Here is an 18,165-nt window from a genome sequence, read left to right as displayed (position 1 = left end):
TTGCAGCCGGGGCGACGCTGTCTGCAGGTAAAATAGTCAGCTTGGAAGCGTGGCAGAGTGGTCGATTGCACCGGTCTTGAAAACCGGCGATGGGAAACTATCCGTGAGTTCGAATCTCACCGCTTCCGCCAAACCACCAGCCACCGAGAGCCCGTGCTCTCGGTGGCTTTTTTATGCCCGCCTGCAGTTGCCCTAGGGTGGAAACCGCTCATTTACCTGTTTCACTGAAACGCAGTAGGATTTGGAACTTTCCCCTTGTCCTGTTTTGAAGGAGCTCCGGCCATGAATCACTTCTCACACCTATTGGTCATCACCTGCCTGTCAGCGTCTGCCGCAGCGTTTGCGGCTGGCGACACGAGCTATTCGGCGGATCCGCGCCCCTCTGCCGATCCGGTACTGTCGTCCACCCAGGCTGCATTTGGGCGCAAGGACTGGACCGGCGCGCAGGTTGAGTTGCAGAACGCGCTGCGCAGTTCACCGCAGAACGCCGATTACCACAACCTCTACGCCTATTCGATTCGGAAGGGCGCGAACCCCAACATGGACCTGGTATTCAAGCACTATGGCGAAGCGCTGCGGATCAACCCCAAACATCGGGGCGCGCATGAGTACGTGGGCGAGGCCTACCTGATGGTCAACGACGTGCCCAAAGCAAAGCAGCACCTGGCTGCACTCGACAAGCTGTGTTTCATGCCCTGCGAAGAACACACGGATCTGAAAAAAGCGATTGCGGCCTACGAGGCCAAACGCAAACCATAAGCGCGCGTCGCGACGGTCGCTTTAACAGCCTGTGAGCCTGAAAAAACTGGCTCAGGAAGGGGCGCCACCTGGCGGACGCTTATCTGACGCTGGAGCCAGCCACCGGAGCAACACCGGCTGAAGCCTGATTGCGCGAAGCGTCCTGCACATCGTAGGAGCCGAAAACTTCCCGGGCTGAACGGGTTTCCGGCAGGATATAGACGATGCCATTTGTCCCGGTAAACGACGGGCTCACCACAGTCTCATAAAACTTCACCGGTACATTGATGCAGCCAAAGGAAATGCGGTTGTCCAGTGGACTCGATGAGGCCAGGCGCTCCGCCCGCCGCTCCTTGGGTTGCCCCTTGACGACACGATGCAGCGACAGGGCCGTGTCGTAGTCCACCCAGAGAACCTCATGACCGTGGATATCCCGGTCCAGTGAAGCCACGAAACGACCAGCAGGCGTGGTGCGCTCCGCCGGAAGAATGCTCGACAGCTTGCGCTCACCAATCCCCGGAACAGAGTGGTCACCGATGGCCAGCCCCAGCAACGCCGCATCAGCGCCTCGAAGCTGCCCCTGAGCATCGAACATGAACACACGGGCCTGCACCTTGTCGATAATCATGAAGGGCAAATTGCCATTGTTGGCTGAGTCCACGATCCAGTCGGCCAACTTCCTGGATTCGGGCGAAGGCACTTCCAGCCCAAAGTTGGCCAGCCTGACGGGTTGAGCGGGCGCGGCCTGCGGTCCGGCGGGTGCCGCGGCGGCAGGAATGTCACGCGAGCCTGCGGCAGGATCAGAGGCGCTCAACGGGGGCGCGTTCTGTGCGGCGGCCACTGGAAGTACGAGGGCGTTGACCGCAACGGCACCGAGAAAGACGCCTCGCGCCAGCAAGACGGCAACCGGGCGGTTCAAGCGTGCTAGCAGTCGCCCGGCCCCGAACCTGCGTTCATCTCTTTGTATCTGAGTTGGCATCGTAGTGTTCCTGTGTGCCAGATGGTAACCCGGCAAGGCAGGCTGAACCAGCGGATTGTGCAAGCTGGACCCTGACAGTCCAGGGGCTTTCTCCATGGTCAACCCTTACCTCGCTATGAACAAATAAAAAGAGGGGCAGAACCACCGCGGGATCCGCGTAGGTTCTGCCCCTCTGCATTGCGAAATGGGCAGACCACTCGCTCTGTCAGTCAAGAAGGGGGCCGGAAGCTTTCACCCCCGGACACCCCCACTTTCCGGACAGCTGACTTTAGTTGCGGCCTTGACGAGCAGGACGGACTGGCGGCTCGTAAGCGGGCTGCGGGGCCGGAGCAGGCGCCACGACGACAGGGGGAGGAGGCGGTGGCGCGACATAAACCGGGGCAGGGGCGAGGACGGGCGCGGGGGCCGGCGGGACGTAGACCTGCGCCACAGGCGTCTGGGCTTTGGGGCCAAACCGGTAGACCAGGCCAACGGATGCCATGTCGATGTGGCCACGGTTTCTGACAGGGTCATTGATGCGATAGCGTTCCAGTTCGGCGCGCAAAGCCAGCGCTTCAGTGAGGGCGTACTGCATGCCCAAGCCCACTTTCACGTTGGTGTCGTTGCGACGCGAATTGGTGTTGACAGGCACGGCGCCGGTGCTGGTAAGGTTTGCGCGGCTCTGCGCATACGCGGCACCAATGCGACCGAAAACGGAGAAGCGATCGGACACAGGCAACATGCCGACCAGATCGAGGTTCAGGCCGCGGACGCGGGTTTCGCCGTTGAAAGTGCCAACCGGGAAGGTGCTGTACGTATAGCTCGACTTGCCCAGATCAAAATAACCACCTTCCACCGCAAAATTGCGGTTGAGCTGGTAGCCGCCGAACAGCTTGTAGCCGGTGCCACTGTTGTCCTCGGTCGAGGAGCGGACAGCCAGGCCCTGGCCGGCGAGAGTTCGGTTGATGGACCCGTTGTCGAAGTCGGCGCGGGTGCGGCCCACGTTGCCGCCGATGTACGGTCCGGTGGTCTCGTCCTGAGCGATGGCCCAGGAGCTGGAAACAGTTCCCAGTACCGCCAGAGCGATAAGACCCAACCCGCGCCTGGCTGCTGGAAATTTTGATGCCGTCATGATGTAGTCCTAAGGTGAGAGACAGGTTAAAGAGGAGAGCGATGATTCATTGCCATCCTGATCGCGTAAATAAAAGCGAAATCAGACATAGGGTGAAATCAACGCCCAGTCTCGGTAGGACTACAGCGCCTGTTTGTAGGAAGATGACTACTGGCATCGTCAGATCCCAATAAAACAACAGTATGGCATTCGCAGGAAATGCCTGCGTCGCGCATTCCCGGTGCGCCACCGTCAGGAAAACCGCCTCGCCAAGCGGGGCGGGGCGCGGCGCGGCGCGGCGCGGCGCTAAAAGCGATAGCGGTTCTTTACTGTTAGGACTCGAGAAATAGCAGCTGCAAATCATTGAGGAAATCGAAGCCGCGCTCGGTGGGTTTGACCTGCACAAAGTCGCGCGTGATCAGGCCTTTGCGTTCCGCTTCGTCCAGCCCCGCCTGAATGGCGGTCAAGGGCAAACCGGTTTTTTCTGAAAAGTCCTGCAGCTTGAAGCCTTCGCGCAGGCGCAGCGCATTGAGCATGAATTCAAACGGCAGTTCGGCGCGCGCCACCTCGGTGTCCTGCGCCACCGGCGTACCAGCCAAGGCCTTGTCCATGTACAGCTTCGGGTCACGAAAACGCACCTGGCGCACCACGCGGTGGGCAAAGCTGAGCTTGCTGTGGGCACCCGCGCCTATGCCGAGGTAGTCGCCGAACTGCCAATAGTTGAGGTTGTGCGCGCAGCGGTGGCCGGGCTTGGCATAGGCCGAGACCTCGTAGCGGTCCATACCCGCGGCCGCCGTCATCTCGGTGATGCGGTCCAGCATGGCATAGGCGTCGTCCTCTTCCGGCAGCACCGGCGGGTGTTTGGCGAAGAAGGTATTGGGCTCGACCGTCAGGTGGTAAATCGAGATATGCGGCGGTGCAAACGCCAGCGCCTGCCGCATGTCGGCCTCCAGATTGCCCAGCGTCTGATCAGGCAAGGCGTACATGATGTCCAGGTTGAAGGTGTCAAAGGCCTGCGCAGCTTCCTCAACCGCCGAGATGGCCTGGGCGCGGTCGTGCACACGCCCAAGCGCTTTCAGGTGCTGGTCGTCAAAACTCTGCACGCCGATCGACAGCCGCGTCACACCGGCGCTTCGGAAAGCCCTGAAGCGGTCCTTCTCGAAGGTGCCGGGATTGGCCTCCAGCGTGATTTCGCAATCAGGCTCCAGCCGCAAGCGTGCGCGAATGTCGCCGATCAGGCGGTCGATGGCTTGCGGTGAAAACAGGCTGGGCGTGCCGCCGCCGATAAAGATGCTGTGCACCGTGCGGCCCCAGACCAGCGGCAGCGAGGCTTCCAGGTCAGCCATCAGCGCGTCAATGTAACGCTGCTCGGGCAATTCGCCCGGCGATCCGGCGCCGGGCCGCCCCAAGCCGGATACGCCCCCTCGGGGGGCCGACGCCGCAGGCGTCCTGGGGGCCATCAGTTCATGCGAGTTGAAGTCGCAGTAGGGGCACTTCTTCAGGCACCAGGGCAAGTGTACGTAGAGCGACAACGGCGGCAAGGCGCTGAGCCGCAAGGTGCCATCGCGCATGTAGTGCTGGATGTCCTTCAGTGCGCCGCCGCTTTCCTCAGTAGGCACTGCACTGACGACCGGAATCGGGAATGTCATGGCCGATAGATGCGGGTTACAGCCAGCGCTCTCGCATCAGGCCCATCATTTGCTGCGCCGCCATGCCGCGGTGGCTGTTGGCATTTTTTACCTCGACCGGCAGTTCGGCAAAGGTTTTGCCGAACGATGGAAGGAAGATCACCGGATCAAAACCGAAGCCGTTGCTGCCGCGCGGCTCGGTGGCGATCTCGCCACTTACGCGGCCGACCGCGATCAGTGGTTCCGGATCTTCGGCAGAACGCACCGCCACCAGCGTGCTGACCATTGCCGCACGCCGTGCCGTGATGCCCGCCATCTGTTCGAGCAGGGCGCGAACATTGTTGTCATCGCTTTTGGCGTAGCCGAACTGCGTCGCATAAAACGCAGTGTCCACGCCAGGCAGTCCGCCGAAGGCATCCACACACAGGCCGGCATCGTCGGCCAGCGCCGGCAAGCCGCTGGCCCGCGACGCATGACGTGCCTTGGCCAGCGCGTTTTCAACAAAAGTGCGGAAAGGCTCCTCCGCCCCGCCGATGCCGAGTTCGGTCTGTTTGACCAGCGTCACGCCCAGCGGCACCAGCATGGCTTGCAATTCAGCCAGCTTTCCGGCATTGTTCGATGCCAATACGATTTTCATAAGCAAAAATAGCCTCTAGCCCACGTCGCGCAAGCGCAAGCAGCTATCAATTCAGGAGCGAGTGTTGCTGCAGGGTGACCAGCTCGCTGATGCCTTTTTCCGCCAGCAGCAGCAACGCGTCCATTTCCTTACGCGAAAACGCAGCGCCTTCGGCCGTGCCCTGCACCTCGACGTAGTGGCCGGCGCCGGTCATCACCACATTCATGTCGGTGTCGCAACCGACATCCTCGATGTACTCCAGGTCCAGCAGCGGCGTGCCCTGGACGATGCCGACAGAAATGGCTGCGACGTGGCCCAGGATCGGCGTTTCCTTGAGCTTGCCATCGGCCAGCAGCTTGTTGACGGCGTCCTGCGCCGCCACGAACGCACCGGTGATGCTGGCGGTGCGGGTGCCGCCGTCGGCCTGGATCACGTCGCAGTCAAGGTGGATGGTGCGTTCGCCGAGTTTTTTCAGGTCGAACACCGCGCGCAGGGAGCGGCCGATCAGGCGCTGAATTTCCTGCGTGCGGCCGCTTTGTTTGCCGCGCGCAGCTTCACGGTCGCTGCGGGTATGGGTGGCGCGCGGCAACATGCCGTATTCGGCCGTGACCCAGCCTTCACCGCTGCCTTTTTTATGACCGGGGACTTTTTCTTCGACCGAGGCGGTGCACAGCACCTTGGTATTGCCGAACTCGATCAGCACCGAACCTTCGGCGTAGGCGGTATAGGCGCGGGTGATGCGCACGGGACGGAGCTGGTCGGCAGCACGGGCGCTGCTTCTTTCAAATGAACTCATGACGGAAAAGCTTTCTGGCGAGACGCGCCGGGGGAAGAAAAGTTGGCAAATATCAGAAACGGACCGCGCCGGCAGGGCAAGGCAAGGCGGGATGTTCGGCGAGGCTCAGACCTTCTTCGCGGCTGAACGGCGTATCGCCTCGTTGATCTCGGCAATCGAGCGCTCAATCGCCGCGTCGTCGAGGTCTTCCACGCCGGTATCAAGCACACCGGCCTGAATGGTCGAGGCAAACACGCCATCCATGATGCTGTCGGTCGATACGCCGCGTGTCGATTCAAAGGCGTCGGGCGTTTCCCACTCCATGGCCAGCACGGTCACATTGTCGCCATGTTCGCCACCATTGCGAAGTGCATGCTCGACCATGTCGGGCACCGCGTCGGACACACTGTTGGCGGACATGTGCCGCACGATTTCAGCGTCGGTCAAGCTGCCCCAGAGGCCATCGGAACACAGCATCAGCTTGTCGCCCTGTTGCAGCACGACCGGGCCGGCAATGTCGAACACAGGTTTCGACGGCGATCCCAAACAAGTGAACAGGATGTTGCGGTTGATGCGCTCAAGCTTGATGACGCCGGCGTTTTGCTGCTCCAGGTAGGAGTGGTCGCGCGTGCGGGTCAGCAACTCGCCGTCGCGCACCACATACAAACGCGAATCGCCGCAATGGACCCAGGTCGCGCCCGTGCCCTGCAGGATGGCGGCGACCACGGTGGTACGGGGCGTGTCGAGCATGCCTTTTTCACTGGCATAACGGATGATCTGGTGGTGCGCCGCCATCAAGGCGGCGGACAGGAACTCGGTCGTGTCCCTGACCAGTGGACGGGCTTCCTTCTGGTACAAGGCCGAGATGGTTTGCAGCGCCAGTTGCGCGGCCACCTCGCCTTCCGGGTGGCCGCCCATACCGTCGGCCAATACAAACAGGCCGGACTCACGGGTGTAGCAATAGCCCATGCGGTCTTCGTTTTTTTCGCGGCCGCCCTTGCGACTGACCTGGAAGACGGAAAATTTCATTTGAATCTTGTCGCAAAGCCGGTAGCTTTGCGCGCGCTTTTCTTGGTATCCGACACCATGTTGTCGAACTGCAGGCGCATTTTTTCGCCGACCGTCAGCTTGGTGTAGCGTCGCTCGCCTTCACGGCTGAGTTCTTTTTGCAACGCAAACACCGATTGCGGCCGCGACAGCGGATCCAGCGACATACACCATTCGACAACCTCGATCAGATTGTCGGAATACACGCCGCGCAGCCGCGAAAGCGCCAGCGAGAGCCGGTCTTTTTCCAGCCGCTGCGGTGCGTCGTTGGGCGGGTAGCCTTGCATGGTCGCGTAAATGCAGGCGCCGATCGCGTAGATGTCGGTCCAGGGACCCATGGAGGAGTCGCGGCGATACATCTCGGGCGCGGCGAAACCGGGCGTGTACATGGGCCGGATGAAGTTGCCCTCCTTGCTCAGCACCTCGCGTGCGGCGCCAAAGTCGATCATCACCGCCTTGTTGTCGTCGGTGATGAAGATGTTGGCCGGCTTGATATCCAGGTGCAGCATCTTGTGCTGGTGCACGATACGCAGCCCGCGCAGGATTTCGTCAAACAGCGAGCGGATGGTCGATTCGCGGAAGACCTTCTGCTTTTTGAGTTCGCGCGCCGTGATGATGAAATCCTGCAGGGTGCCCCCCTCCAGGTAGTTCATCACCATGTAGACGGTTTCGTTTTCGCGGAAGAAATTGAGCACGCTCACCACGGAAGCGTGGGAGATCTGGGCCAGCGAGCGCCCTTCCTCGAAAAAGCTTTTCAAGCCCAGCCGGTACAGCGAAAGTTTTTCTGGCTGCACCTGTGGCAGCAACTCACCGGGGGGGCGGCTGGCCAGCGAGGATGGCAGGTACTCCTTGATCGCGACCTGCTGGCCTTCGTTGTCGACGGCCAAGTAAACTACTCCAAACCCGCCGGCCGACAGCTTGCGCACAACGCGATAGCCACCAATGACGGTATCGGGTGGGAGTGGCGCTGGCTTGACCTTTGACATAATTCGGGATTAAAGCAAGGTGACGGGATCACCCCTCCTGTTGACTCTAAGAAAAGCGTACTACTAATGGCAGTTTACAGCATGACGGGCTATGCAGCCGTCCAGTCCACCCCCGCACGCACAGCCCCGGAATCCGATGCCGGCAACGGTAGCCATGCGCGTCTTGGCGTGGAAATACGCTCGGTCAACAGCCGGTTTCTGGACCTGGCCTTCCGCCTTCCCGATGAACTGCGGCAGGCCGAACCCGCCTTGCGCGAGCTGCTGACGGGCAAACTCAAACGCGGCAAGGTGGAAATACGTGTTTCGCTGGAAAGCAATTCAGGTGGAAGCCTGAAGGCACCGGCCAGCAGCACGCTGCAGCGCCTGGGCTCCATGGAAGACACCGTGCGTTCCTGGCTGCCGGGTGCGGCGGCGCTCAGCGTCGCAGACATCCTGCGCATGGCAGCGGGAGAAGACAAGAGCACCCACGACTACAGCGACGACCTGCTCAAACTTGCCAAAAAGGCCTTGAAAGATCTGTTGACTGCCCGCGAGCGCGAAGGCACCCGCCTTGCGCAGATGCTGCTGGAACGCACCGCCCAGTTGCGGGCGCTGGCCGCCTCGGCCACACCGATGGTCCCCAAACTGGTCGAACAACAAAAGGCCCGTTTCATGGATCGCTGGACGGAGGCCATGGCCCTGACTGACGGCAGTACCCTGCCCGAAGCGGCGCAAGACCGGGCCCTGCTGGAAGCCACCTCTTTTGCGATACGCATCGATGTGGCCGAAGAAATCATGCGCCTCACGTCGCATCTTGAAGAGATAGACCGCCTGCTGACAGCGGGCGGCGAAGTCGGCAAACGCCTGGACTTCCTGATCCAGGAGCTGCACCGCGAAGCCAACACCCTGGGCTCCAAATCGGGCTCGCTGGAACTGACCCATGTCTCGGTGGACATGAAAGTGCTGATCGAGCAGATCCGCGAGCAGGTTCAGAATATTGAGTGAATCCTTCCGGAATCGGCCCTTCAAAATCCCAAAAAATCAACTGATATGGATTACCCCGGAAACCTGTTTGTAGTCGCAGCGCCCAGTGGCGCTGGAAAATCCAGCCTGGTCAAGGCGCTGATGGAGCTGGATGCGCGGGTGCAACCAGCGGTATCGCACACCACGCGGGCGCCACGTGGACAGGAAAAACACGGCCGTGAGTATTTCTTTATTTCGGCCGAAGAGTTCGACGGCATGGTGTTGCGCGACTCCTTTCTCGAATGGGCGCATGTGCACGGTCAGCGTTATGGCACCTCGCGGCAAACCATCGAGGAGCGGGTTACGCATGGCGCCGATGTCATCCTGGAGATCGACTTCCAGGGTGCAATCAACATCAAGCGCATTTTCAGCAACGCAGTGTTGATCTTCATCCTGCCGCCGAGTTGGGAAGAGTTGCGATCGCGGCTGGAACGGCGCGGCGAAGACTCGGCCGAGGTGATTGAATTGCGCCTGAAAAACGCCGCCATCGAGATGGCTCAGGCCAGGGAATTCGACTTCGTTATAATCAACGAGTTATTTGAACGAGCGGTTTTTGACCTGAAAACCATTGTTCACGCCCAACGGCTCAAGTTTGCGGCACAACGCCGTGCCCGTGCCGAGACCTTCAAGGCCCTGCACATCGCCTGACTTGTTGCCCCGAATTGCTATCCGCTATTCCCACTTAACCCGGAGATTCTCATGGCCCGCATTACTGTCGAAGATTGCCTGGAAAAAATCCCCAATCGCTTTCAACTGGTGCTCGCAGCCACTTACCGCGCCCGCATGCTGAGCCAGGGCCATGCACCCAAGATTGAAAGCAAAAACAAGCCAGGCGTGACTGCCTTGCGTGAAATCGCTGAAGGCAAAATTGGCCTGGAAATGCTGAAAAAAGTCCCCGGCTGAGTGCCTCCGCTCACAGAAAAAGCACCGCGATGCGGTGCTTTTTTGTTTGCGGGTGTTTCCCTAAAGACCGCTTTTTGCATGTTTTATTGGCGCCGCGATACATTTAAGGAATGAGCGCTCTGGTTTTTCCCTCTGCAAACACCAAGTCGACCCCGGCTGCCGCCAATGCGGCCGCGGCGAGTTTTGCCGCGCTCACCGCCAAACTAGATTACATGAGCGCTACGGATGTGGACAACGTCCGGCGCGCCTACCGTTTTGCCGACGAGGCGCACCTGGGCCAGATCCGCAACGGTGGCCTGCCCTACATCACGCATCCGATTGCCGTGGCCCAGCAATGCGCTGAGTGGAAACTCGATGCGCAGGCGCTCATGGCAGCGCTGCTACACGATGCCATCGAGGATTGCGGGGTCACCAAACCGGAATTGATCGAGCGTTTTGGCGCGCCCGTGGCCGAACTGGTCGACGGCCTGACCAAGCTGGAAAAGCTGGAATTCAATACCCGCGAGGAAAACCAGGCGGAATCCTTTCGGAAGATGCTGCTGGCCATGGCGCGCGATGTGCGCGTAATCCTGATCAAGCTGGCGGACCGCAGCCACAATATGCGCACACTCAGCGACGTGCCGCGTAGCAAGTGGAGCCGTATTTCCCGCGAAACCCTGGACATTTATGCGCCCATTGCGCACCGCCTGGGCCTGAACACCACCTACCGTGAACTGCAGGACCTGGCCTTTCAGCATTTGTACCCCTGGCGCTACGCCACGCTGACCAAGGCGCTGACGCGTGCACGTGGCCGCAGGCGCGACGTGATCAAGCGCGTGCAGACCGAGGTCGATGCGGCATTTGCAAACGCCGACATTCAGGTCAATATCTACGGGCGTGAAAAAGCCCTGTATTCCATCTACCGCAAGATGGACGAAAAACACCTGTCTTTTGCACAGGTGACCGATATCTACGGGTTTCGCATCATTGTTGGGGGCGTCACCGGCTGCTACACGGCGCTGGGCGTGTTGCACCAGCTCTACAAGCCGCTGCCCGGCAAGTTCAAGGACTACATCGCGATTCCCAAGGTCAATGGCTACCAGTCACTGCACACCACGCTGGTTGGACCGTTCGGCACCAGCATCGAATTCCAGATGCGCACTGACGCCATGCACATCGTCGCCGAGTCCGGTGTTGCCGCGCACTGGCTGTACAAGGCCACGGATCCCGAAAGCGACGCGTCGCAGCGGCTGGGCACGCAGTGGCTGCAGTCCTTGCTGGACATCCAGCATGAAACACGCGATGCCGCAGAGTTCTGGGACCACGTCAAGATCGACCTGTTCCCTGATGCCGTCTACGTGTTCACACCGAAAAGCCAGATCATGGCGATGCCGCGCGGCGCCACCATTGTCGATTTTGCCTACGCCATCCACAGCGACGTGGGCCACCGCGCCGTGGCCGCCAAAGTCAACGGCGAGCAGGTGCCGCTGCGCTCGGAGCTGCGCAACGGCGATGTGATCGAAATCATCACGGCCGCCATCTCCAGCCCCAATCCCGCCTGGCTGGGTTTTGTGCGCACCGGCAAGGCTCGCTCAAAAATCCGCCACCACCTCAAGACCATGGCGCTGACCGAATCGCAGGATCTGGGCGAAAAAATGCTGGCGCAGGCGCTGCGCGCCGAGGGCATTGAGCGCTTGCCGGACGATGACGAACTCAATCACGCCACCTGGGAAAAAATTCTGCGCTTTTCCGGCAACCGTTCGCGGGCGGACCTGCTCACCGACGTCGGCCTGGGCAAACGCATCGCCAGCATGGTGGCCAAACGCATCGTCACCTTGCTGGCCGAAACCGGCGAAAAGCCCGATCCGCTGCTGATGAGCCGCGAGCGTTACACAGCCCACGAATCAATCTCGCAGGGCGCCTTGGTGCTCGATGGCAGTGAGGGGGCCTCAGTGAAGTTCGCCACCTGTTGCCGTCCCATTCCTGGCGACGACATCGTCGGTTATCTGGGCCGCGGCGAAGGCCTTGTGGTGCACACCGACGATTGCTCGGTGGCCAAAAAACTCCAGCACCGAGACAACGAGCGTTTCATCGCGGTGGACTGGTCGGACGAGCCGACGCGCGCATTTGAAACCGGTCTGCTTGTGACCGTGACCAACGGCAAGGGAGTGCTGGCACGGGTTGCCTCGGCCCTGGCCAGCGCCGAAGCCGACATCACCCATGTGGACATGGCCCAGGAGGCGGCGCAGGACGCGACCGATCTGCGTTTTGGCGTGGCGGTGCGTGATCGGGTGCATCTGGCGTCGGTCATGCGCAGCGTCAAACGCACGCCGTCGGTCTTGCGCGTCCAGCGCGCCAAACCCGGCCTTTGAAGAGTCTTCATAGAACAGTGGGCGGCGCCGGGTACTGTACCTCCAGCACCTCGATGTCCCGGATGCCTGCAGGCGTCGCGAGCTTCACTTCATCGCCAACCCGTGCCTTGAGCAATGCTCGTGCAATCGGCGAAATCCAGCTCACCTGCCTCAGGGCACTGTCCGCCTCATCAATGCCGAGAATGGTCACCGTCTGCAGGGCGCCGCTGGCATCGGCATAGGTGACCGTGGCACCAAAAAACACCTGGTCGTTGCCATGGTGCACGGCAGGGTCTGAAATTTCGGCAATCTCCAGGCGTTTGGTCAAAAACCGGATGCGCCTGTCGATTTCGCGCAGGCGTTTCTTGCCATAGTGGTAATCGCCATTTTCCGACCGGTCACCGTTGCTGGCCGCCCAGTGCACCACTTCAACAATCTTTGGCCGCTCGTTGTCAATCAGGTCCAGCAGCTCATCCTTGAGCCGGGCGTAACCCTCGGGCGTGATGTAGTTTTTTCCGCCCGCAGGCAGGGGCGGCAAGGACAGGTCCTCGTCGTCGTCGTCGGTTTCTTTGGTAAAGGCTTTGCTCATGAGAGCTTGGGACTGGGGCTTGGGGGAACGTGTCCGGAGAAGACATCGTAACGAAAAAGCCCTGGAACCTTGCGGTTCCAGGGCTTGACGTCTGGTGCGGCTGGCAGGAATTGAACCCACGACCCCTTGGTTCGTAGCCAAGTACTCTATCCAACTGAGCTACAGCCGCTAAGCCTCGAATTATAGCGTATTTGGTACGCCGGTCAGTGACCCAGGTCTGCCACCAGCTTGTCCGCCGCCTGAATCGCCTCCTCACGCGTGGGCCAGGTCCTGTCGCTGCCGTGCAAAGGCGGCAGCGACTCAACGTGAATGACGTCTATGGACCAGGGACCGTCAGGCAAGTGGCACAGCCTGGACATGTAGTGCCGGCCACTCGCGGCGCCGGGGACGTATTCTTCAATCGGTTCTGGTTCTTCCAGGTCCATGAGGTTTTCTTTCCAAACCCCAATTATCCGCGCCCTCCCCGCGCCGCTTGGCGGACTTCCAGTTTTCCTTGCAGACGCTGAGCACCTTCAGTCCTTGAAGTTCACCCCTGATTTGGCAAGCCTTCTCGCATAAGAATCCCTGCGTTTTGCTGCCTTTGCTGCTGTTTCGACTGCCGCCTGGATCGCCTTGGGCCCCTTGGTGGCAACAGCCTTGATCAATCCGGCCTTGTGAGCAGCATCTGCCTCCGCCCTCTTGTATGTAGCGATGAGTTCGGCATGGGCAACGGGTTGATTCATAGCAACATTCCTAACTAAAGCGCCATTTTTTCGCCTCTTTTTCTGGGAATTTCAGCTTCCCAGTCACCACCAAAACAACAACGCCCCAGGGCCCGGACCGGACGCTGAGGCGCATACCTGGAGAAAAGTGGGTGGTAGGGCGTCACAGACTTGAACTGTGGACCAAAGGATTATGAGTCCTCTGCTCTAACCAACTGAGCTAACGCCCCACGTCGCCAAGGAGGATTGTAAGGTCTCGCTACTTGCTGTGGCTCAGCGCGCTGCTGACCATCTTGGCGGTGATGTCAACGATCTGAATCATTTTTTCGTAGGGCATACGCATGGGACCGATCACGCCCAGGGTGCCAACGACTTTGCCGTCGACCTCGTAGGGCGCGGTCACCACCGACAGCTCGTGGTAAGGCACGACCTGGCTCTCGCCGCCGATATAGATGCGCACGCCCTCGGCGCGGCTAGAGACGTCAAGCAGGCGCATCAGCTGGGCTTTCTGCTCAAACAGGTCAAACAGTTTGCGCAGGTTGCCCATGTCGCCGGAGAAGTCGCTGACAGCCAGCAGGTTGCGCTCTCCGGAAATCACCACCTCGTCGCGCGACTCGATGGCCTCGGAGCTGACCTTTACCGCCGCCTGCATCAGGCTGGCGATCTCGCCGCGCAGGACTTCCACCTCGCGCTGCAGCCGCTCACCGACTTCCTCGATGGCCATGCCGGCGTAATGCGAATTGAGAAAGTTGGAAGCTTCGATCAGCTGCGTCTGGGTGTAGTCGGTCTCGGTGAAGATCACGCGATTCTGCACATCGCCGTCGGGCGAAACGATGATGACCAAAAACCGCTTCTCGGACAGGCGCAAAAATTCGATGTGTCGGAACACCGAGGTGCGACGCGGCGCCATCACCACGCCGACAAATTGCGACAGGCTGGACAGGATATTCGCGGCGTTGCTGAACACCTTTTGCGGCTGGTCCGGTGCCAGCCGGGGCGGCGCCAGCGCACCGGCAGCTGGAAACTGGTCGCGCTGCATGGTCAGCATGGTGTCGACAAACAGGCGGTAGCCCCGTGCTGTGGGAATGCGGCCGGCCGAGGTGTGCGGACTGACAATCAGACCAAGTTCCTCCAAGTCACTCATGACGTTGCGTATCGTCGCCGGCGACAGGTCCATGCCGGAGGCCTTGGACAGCGTGCGTGACCCCACCGGCTGGCCGTCGGCAATATAGCGCTCAACCAGCGCTTTGAGCAAGTGTCGGGCACGTTCATCAAGCATGAAGGCATTCTACGAAGCTTGTCATGGATGTTGTGATGTAATTTGGCGATGAAGTCGCAATTCCGTCACGTCGCCCTGATCGGGAAGTACCACGCCCAGGGTTCACGCTTCGCACTGGAGGAAATTGCAAACTTCCTGCACACCCAGGGCTGCGAAGTCACCCTGGAAGCAGAGACGGCCAGCAATACCGGCCTGACACAGTACCCCGTGCTCGACGTGGCCGGTGTGGGCGCCCATTGCGACCTGGCTCTGGTGGTCGGCGGCGACGGCACCATGCTGGGCATAGGCCGGCAACTGGCGCAGTTCGGCGTGCCCCTGGTCGGCATCAACCAGGGCCGGCTGGGCTTCATCACCGACATCGCCTTCGACGATTTCCAGACCGCGCTTGAACCCATGCTGCGCGGAGAATTTGAGGAAGACCGGCGCTGGATGATGCAGGCCAAGGTGGTGCGCGACGGCCGCTGCGTGTTTGATGCCACCGCCATGAACGATGTGGTGGTCAACCGCGGTGCTACCGCGGGCATGGTGGAGCTGCGTGTCGAGGTCGATGGCCGTTTTGTCGCCAACCAGCGTGCCGACGGCCTGATCATCGCGTCGCCGACAGGCTCCACCGCCTATGCGCTTTCGGCCGGTGGCCCGCTGATCCATCCCTCGATTTCCGGCTGGGTGCTGGTGCCGATTGCGCCGCACACGCTGTCGAACCGGCCCATTGTGCTGTCCGATGCAGGTGAAATCACCGTTGAAATCGTCGCGGGGCGGGACGCCAGCGCCAATTTCGACATGCAATCACTGGCCAGCCTGCTGCACGGCGACCGCATCACGGTGCGGCGTTCGGAGTTCCAGATGTGTTTTCTGCACCCCAAGGGCTGGAGTTATTTCGATACCCTGCGCAAAAAACTTCACTGGAACGAGGGCGTGGCATGAGCCTGAAGAACATTTCCCTGCGCGACTTTGTGATCGTCCGCGAACTGACGCTGGACCTGGAGAGCGGCTTCACCGTGCTGACCGGCGAAACTGGCGCTGGCAAATCGATATTGATCGATGCGCTGCAACTGGCGCTCGGTGCACGCGCCGACGTTGGCGTGGTGCGCGAGGGCGCCCAGCGCTGTGAGATCAGCGCCACTTTTGAGGCACCCGCATCTCTGGCCGGCTGGCTCGATGAAGCTGGCTTTTCCAGTGACGACGAGTTGCTGCTGCGCCGCACGGTGGACGCCCAGGGCAAAAGCCGCGCCTGGATCAACGGCAGTCCGGCCACGGCCACGCAGTTGCGCGAGATTGCCGACCTGCTGGTCGATATCCACGGCCAGCACGCCTGGCAAAGCCTGACCCGGCCCGAAGCGGTGCGCGGCCTGCTCGACGCCTATGCCGGGCTGTCCACCCAGGCGCTGCTGTTGGCCTGGCAGGGCTGGCGCAGCGCGCACAAGGCGCTGCTCGATGCGCGCGACGCGCAGGACAGCCTGCAGCGCGAGCGCGAACGGCTGGCCTGGCAGATCAGCGAACTCGACAAGCTGGCGCCCGGCGACCAGGAATGGGACGAACTCAACACCCAGCACAGCCGACTGTCCAACGTGCAGTCGCTGCGGGATGCGGTGCGGATCGCGGTCGATGCACTGCAGGAGGCCGACGACAATGCCGCGGCGCTACTCGGTCGCGCCCTCACCGCGCTACAAAATCAGGAGCGCATTGAGCCTGAATTCAAAGGGCTGACTGAGGTTTTGGGCAGTGCACTGGCACAGGTCGAAGATGCCGTGCATTCGCTGCACGGCTATGCCCGCCATGCCGAGCTGGAGCCGCAGCGCCTGGTCGAACTTGACGAGCGGCTGGCGCTCTGGGTCAGTTTGGCTCGGCGTTACAAACGCACGCCAGCCGAGCTGCCCGAGCTGCTGGCGTCCTGGCGCACGGAGCTGCAAAAACTCGAAGCGGCGGCCGACCTGGCCAGCCTCGAAAAAGTCGAGCAACTGGCCAAGACCGCCTATATGGAAGAAGCGCGCAGCGTCTCGAAAGCGCGTACCAAGGCGGCGCCGCTGCTGGCCAAGGCCATCACCCAGGCCATGCAAGGCCTGGGCATGCAGGGCGGCAAGTTCGAGGTGGCGATGGCCAAACTCGAGCAACCGGCTCAGTATGGGCTGGAGCAGGCGGAATTTCTCGTCGCCGGTCACAGCGGCAGCACACCGCGTGCGGTTGGCAAGGTGGCGTCCGGTGGCGAGCTCTCGCGCATCGCGCTGGCAATCGCCGTAACCACCAGCCAGCTCGGCCAGGCGCAAACCCTGATTTTTGACGAGGTCGATTCCGGCGTCGGTGGCGCCGTCGCGGAAACCGTGGGCCGCCTGATGAAGCAACTCGGCAAGGATCGCCAGGTCATGGCCGTCACCCACCTGCCGCAAGTTGCGGCCTGCGCCGACCAACACCTGATGGTGGCCAAACGCACTGACAAGGGCCAGACCGCCAGCACGGTGGAAGCGGTCCATGGCGAACAGCGCGTCGCCGAGGTCGCGCGCATGCTGAGCGGTGAAAAACTCTCGGGCACCACGCTGGCCCACGCCAAGGAAATGCTGGGCCAATGAACACAGCCGACTTTGCTTCCACGATGCTCGATATGGTGCTGATCACCGGCATGTCGGGCTCGGGCAAGTCGGTCGCGCTGCACGCGCTTGAAGACGCCGGTTACTACTGCGTGGACAACCTTCCACCAGAACTGCTGCTGTCTTTCGTCGCACTTGAAAAACAGCACGGCGCGAGCAAGGTGGCCATTGCCATGGACGTACGCAGCGCCGTCTCGCTGCCGCTGGTGCCGCAGCAACTCCGGCAGATGCGCGAGCAAGGTGTGGCGGTGCAATCGGTGTTTCTTGACGCCAGCACCGACACGCTGGTGCGACGTTTTTCGGAGACCCGGCGTATGCACCCGCTGTCGCGCCGCGATGCGTCAGACCAGCAGCGCGCGCTGGTGGACGCTATCAACGAGGAACGCGAACTGCTGGGCGAACTGCGCGAACACGCACATGTCATCGACACCAGCATGATCCGTTCATCGCAGTTGCAGGGCTACGTGAAAGCGCTGATCTCGTCGCCGGCGGCCCAGTTGACCCTGGTGTTCCAGTCCTTTGCCTTCAAGCGCGGCGTGCCGGTCGATGCCGACTACGTGTTCGATGTGCGCATGTTGCCCAATCCGCACTATGAAGCCGGCCTGCGTCACCTGACCGGCAAGGATAGCGAGGTCGTGGCCTATCTGCAGGCGCATGCCGAGGTAGACGACATGTTTAAACACATCCAGCAGTTCATCGGACACTGGTTGCAGGCCTTGGTGCGCGACCACCGCAGCTATGTAACGGTGGCCATCGGCTGCACCGGCGGCCAGCATCGCTCGGTTTACCTGGTCGAGCGGTTGGCAAAAGCCTTCAGTACGAACTGGGTCACGCTCAAGCGCCACCGGGAGCTCGATGCGGCATCCTCCTCAGCCGCCAGTTTGACGCAAAGCAAGTCCTGATGCTCCTGATTTGATAGC

The 18,165-nt window shown here is 61.1% G+C and carries 19 protein-coding genes and 3 tRNA genes; 9 read left to right on the top strand and 13 right to left on the bottom strand.

The features are described from left to right. Positions 1-43: 43 nt before the first annotated feature. Positions 44-131, top strand: a tRNA-Ser gene (locus IEX16_RS08080). 151 nt (positions 132-282) lie between these two features. Next, entirely contained in the window at positions 283-759 is a 477-nt protein-coding gene (locus tag IEX16_RS08075) for a tetratricopeptide repeat protein (protein ID WP_188707828.1), read from the top strand. A gap of 79 nt (positions 760-838) precedes the next feature. Here the strand turns inward: IEX16_RS08075 and IEX16_RS08070 are convergent, their stop codons facing one another. From IEX16_RS08070 to IEX16_RS08040, 7 genes are all read right to left on the bottom strand, one after another. Next, a complete protein-coding gene (locus tag IEX16_RS08070; protein ID WP_188707827.1) occupies positions 839-1,657 on the bottom strand; it encodes a hypothetical protein in 819 nt (272 codons plus the stop codon). Positions 1,658-1,985: 328 nt separating this feature from the next. Further along, positions 1,986-2,828 carry an outer membrane beta-barrel protein gene (locus IEX16_RS08065; protein WP_188707826.1) on the bottom strand — a complete coding sequence of 281 codons (843 nt, stop codon included), beginning with the start codon at positions 2,826-2,828 and terminating at the stop codon, positions 1,986-1,988. A 311-nt stretch (positions 2,829-3,139) separates the two neighbouring features. After that, positions 3,140-4,456 (bottom strand): radical SAM family heme chaperone HemW, encoded by a 1,317-nt coding sequence (gene hemW, locus IEX16_RS08060; RefSeq protein ID WP_188707825.1) that lies wholly within the window; start codon positions 4,454-4,456, stop codon positions 3,140-3,142. A 16-nt stretch (positions 4,457-4,472) separates the two neighbouring features. After that, the gene (gene rdgB, locus IEX16_RS08055; protein WP_188707824.1) at positions 4,473-5,072 is read right to left on the bottom strand and encodes an RdgB/HAM1 family non-canonical purine NTP pyrophosphatase; all 600 of its coding nucleotides are present in this window, start codon (positions 5,070-5,072) and stop codon (positions 4,473-4,475) included. A 46-nt stretch (positions 5,073-5,118) separates the two neighbouring features. After that, positions 5,119-5,847 (bottom strand): ribonuclease PH, encoded by a 729-nt coding sequence (rph, locus tag IEX16_RS08050; protein WP_188707823.1) that lies wholly within the window; start codon positions 5,845-5,847, stop codon positions 5,119-5,121. 105 nt (positions 5,848-5,952) lie between these two features. Further along, positions 5,953-6,855, bottom strand: a complete 903-nt coding sequence (locus IEX16_RS08045) for a PP2C family protein-serine/threonine phosphatase (RefSeq protein WP_188707822.1) — start codon at positions 6,853-6,855, stop codon at positions 5,953-5,955. Beyond that, complete coding sequence (locus IEX16_RS08040; RefSeq protein ID WP_188707821.1) at positions 6,852-7,859, bottom strand: serine/threonine protein kinase; 1,008 nt, start codon at positions 7,857-7,859, stop codon at positions 6,852-6,854. The genes IEX16_RS08045 and IEX16_RS08040 overlap by 4 nt, the downstream gene beginning before the upstream one ends. 66 nt (positions 7,860-7,925) lie before the next feature. Between IEX16_RS08040 and IEX16_RS08035 the strand changes: the two genes are divergently transcribed. From IEX16_RS08035 to IEX16_RS08020, 4 genes are all read left to right on the top strand, one after another. Continuing rightward, complete coding sequence (locus IEX16_RS08035) at positions 7,926-8,843, top strand: YicC/YloC family endoribonuclease (protein ID WP_229676246.1); 918 nt, start codon at positions 7,926-7,928, stop codon at positions 8,841-8,843. Between the two features lie 45 nt (positions 8,844-8,888). Next, on the top strand, positions 8,889-9,509 hold the full coding sequence (gene gmk / locus IEX16_RS08030; protein WP_188707820.1) for a guanylate kinase: 621 nt from the start codon (positions 8,889-8,891) through the stop codon (positions 9,507-9,509). 51 nt (positions 9,510-9,560) lie between these two features. Further along, positions 9,561-9,764 carry a DNA-directed RNA polymerase subunit omega gene (gene rpoZ / locus IEX16_RS08025; RefSeq protein WP_077592946.1) on the top strand — a complete coding sequence of 68 codons (204 nt, stop codon included), beginning with the start codon at positions 9,561-9,563 and terminating at the stop codon, positions 9,762-9,764. Between the two features lie 110 nt (positions 9,765-9,874). After that, complete coding sequence (locus IEX16_RS08020; RefSeq protein WP_188707819.1) at positions 9,875-12,115, top strand: RelA/SpoT family protein; 2,241 nt, start codon at positions 9,875-9,877, stop codon at positions 12,113-12,115. Between the two features lie 7 nt (positions 12,116-12,122). Here the strand turns inward: IEX16_RS08020 and greB are convergent, their stop codons facing one another. The 6 genes from greB to hrcA all read right to left on the bottom strand — a co-directional run bounded on the left by greB (position 12,123) and on the right by hrcA (position 14,663). Beyond that, the gene (greB, locus tag IEX16_RS08015) at positions 12,123-12,683 is read right to left on the bottom strand and encodes a transcription elongation factor GreB (RefSeq protein ID WP_188707818.1); all 561 of its coding nucleotides are present in this window, start codon (positions 12,681-12,683) and stop codon (positions 12,123-12,125) included. A gap of 92 nt (positions 12,684-12,775) precedes the next feature. Continuing rightward, a tRNA-Arg gene (locus IEX16_RS08010) sits at positions 12,776-12,852 on the bottom strand. Between the two features lie 34 nt (positions 12,853-12,886). Next, positions 12,887-13,108, bottom strand: coding sequence for a hypothetical protein (locus IEX16_RS08005; RefSeq protein ID WP_188707817.1), 222 nt, complete (start codon positions 13,106-13,108; stop codon positions 12,887-12,889). Between the two features lie 87 nt (positions 13,109-13,195). Further along, complete coding sequence (locus tag IEX16_RS08000; RefSeq protein WP_188707816.1) at positions 13,196-13,405, bottom strand: hypothetical protein; 210 nt, start codon at positions 13,403-13,405, stop codon at positions 13,196-13,198. A gap of 132 nt (positions 13,406-13,537) precedes the next feature. Continuing rightward, a tRNA-Ile gene (locus tag IEX16_RS07995) sits at positions 13,538-13,614 on the bottom strand. Positions 13,615-13,643: 29 nt separating this feature from the next. Next, complete coding sequence (hrcA, locus tag IEX16_RS07990) at positions 13,644-14,663, bottom strand: heat-inducible transcriptional repressor HrcA (RefSeq protein WP_188707815.1); 1,020 nt, start codon at positions 14,661-14,663, stop codon at positions 13,644-13,646. Between the two features lie 48 nt (positions 14,664-14,711). Here hrcA and IEX16_RS07985 point away from each other — a divergent pair, with 48 nt between their 5' ends. The 3 genes from IEX16_RS07985 to rapZ are packed head-to-tail and all read left to right on the top strand — an operon-like array spanning position 14,712 to position 18,147. Continuing rightward, a complete protein-coding gene (locus tag IEX16_RS07985) occupies positions 14,712-15,587 on the top strand; it encodes an NAD kinase (RefSeq protein WP_188707814.1) in 876 nt (291 codons plus the stop codon). After that, positions 15,584-17,227 (top strand): DNA repair protein RecN, encoded by a 1,644-nt coding sequence (gene recN / locus IEX16_RS07980; protein ID WP_188707813.1) that lies wholly within the window; start codon positions 15,584-15,586, stop codon positions 17,225-17,227. The genes IEX16_RS07985 and recN overlap by 4 nt, the downstream gene beginning before the upstream one ends. Beyond that, a complete protein-coding gene (gene rapZ / locus IEX16_RS07975; RefSeq protein ID WP_229676245.1) occupies positions 17,224-18,147 on the top strand; it encodes an RNase adapter RapZ in 924 nt (307 codons plus the stop codon). Before recN ends, rapZ begins: the two co-directional genes overlap by 4 nt. Positions 18,148-18,165 lie beyond the last annotated feature (18 nt).

It is taken from the genome of Polaromonas eurypsychrophila (assembly GCF_014641715.1).
GTDB classification, from domain to species: domain Bacteria; phylum Pseudomonadota; class Gammaproteobacteria; order Burkholderiales; family Burkholderiaceae_C; genus Polaromonas; species Polaromonas eurypsychrophila.
The sequence above is the reverse complement of the archived record's forward strand: the minus strand, read 5'-3'. Positions and strand labels throughout refer to the sequence as shown.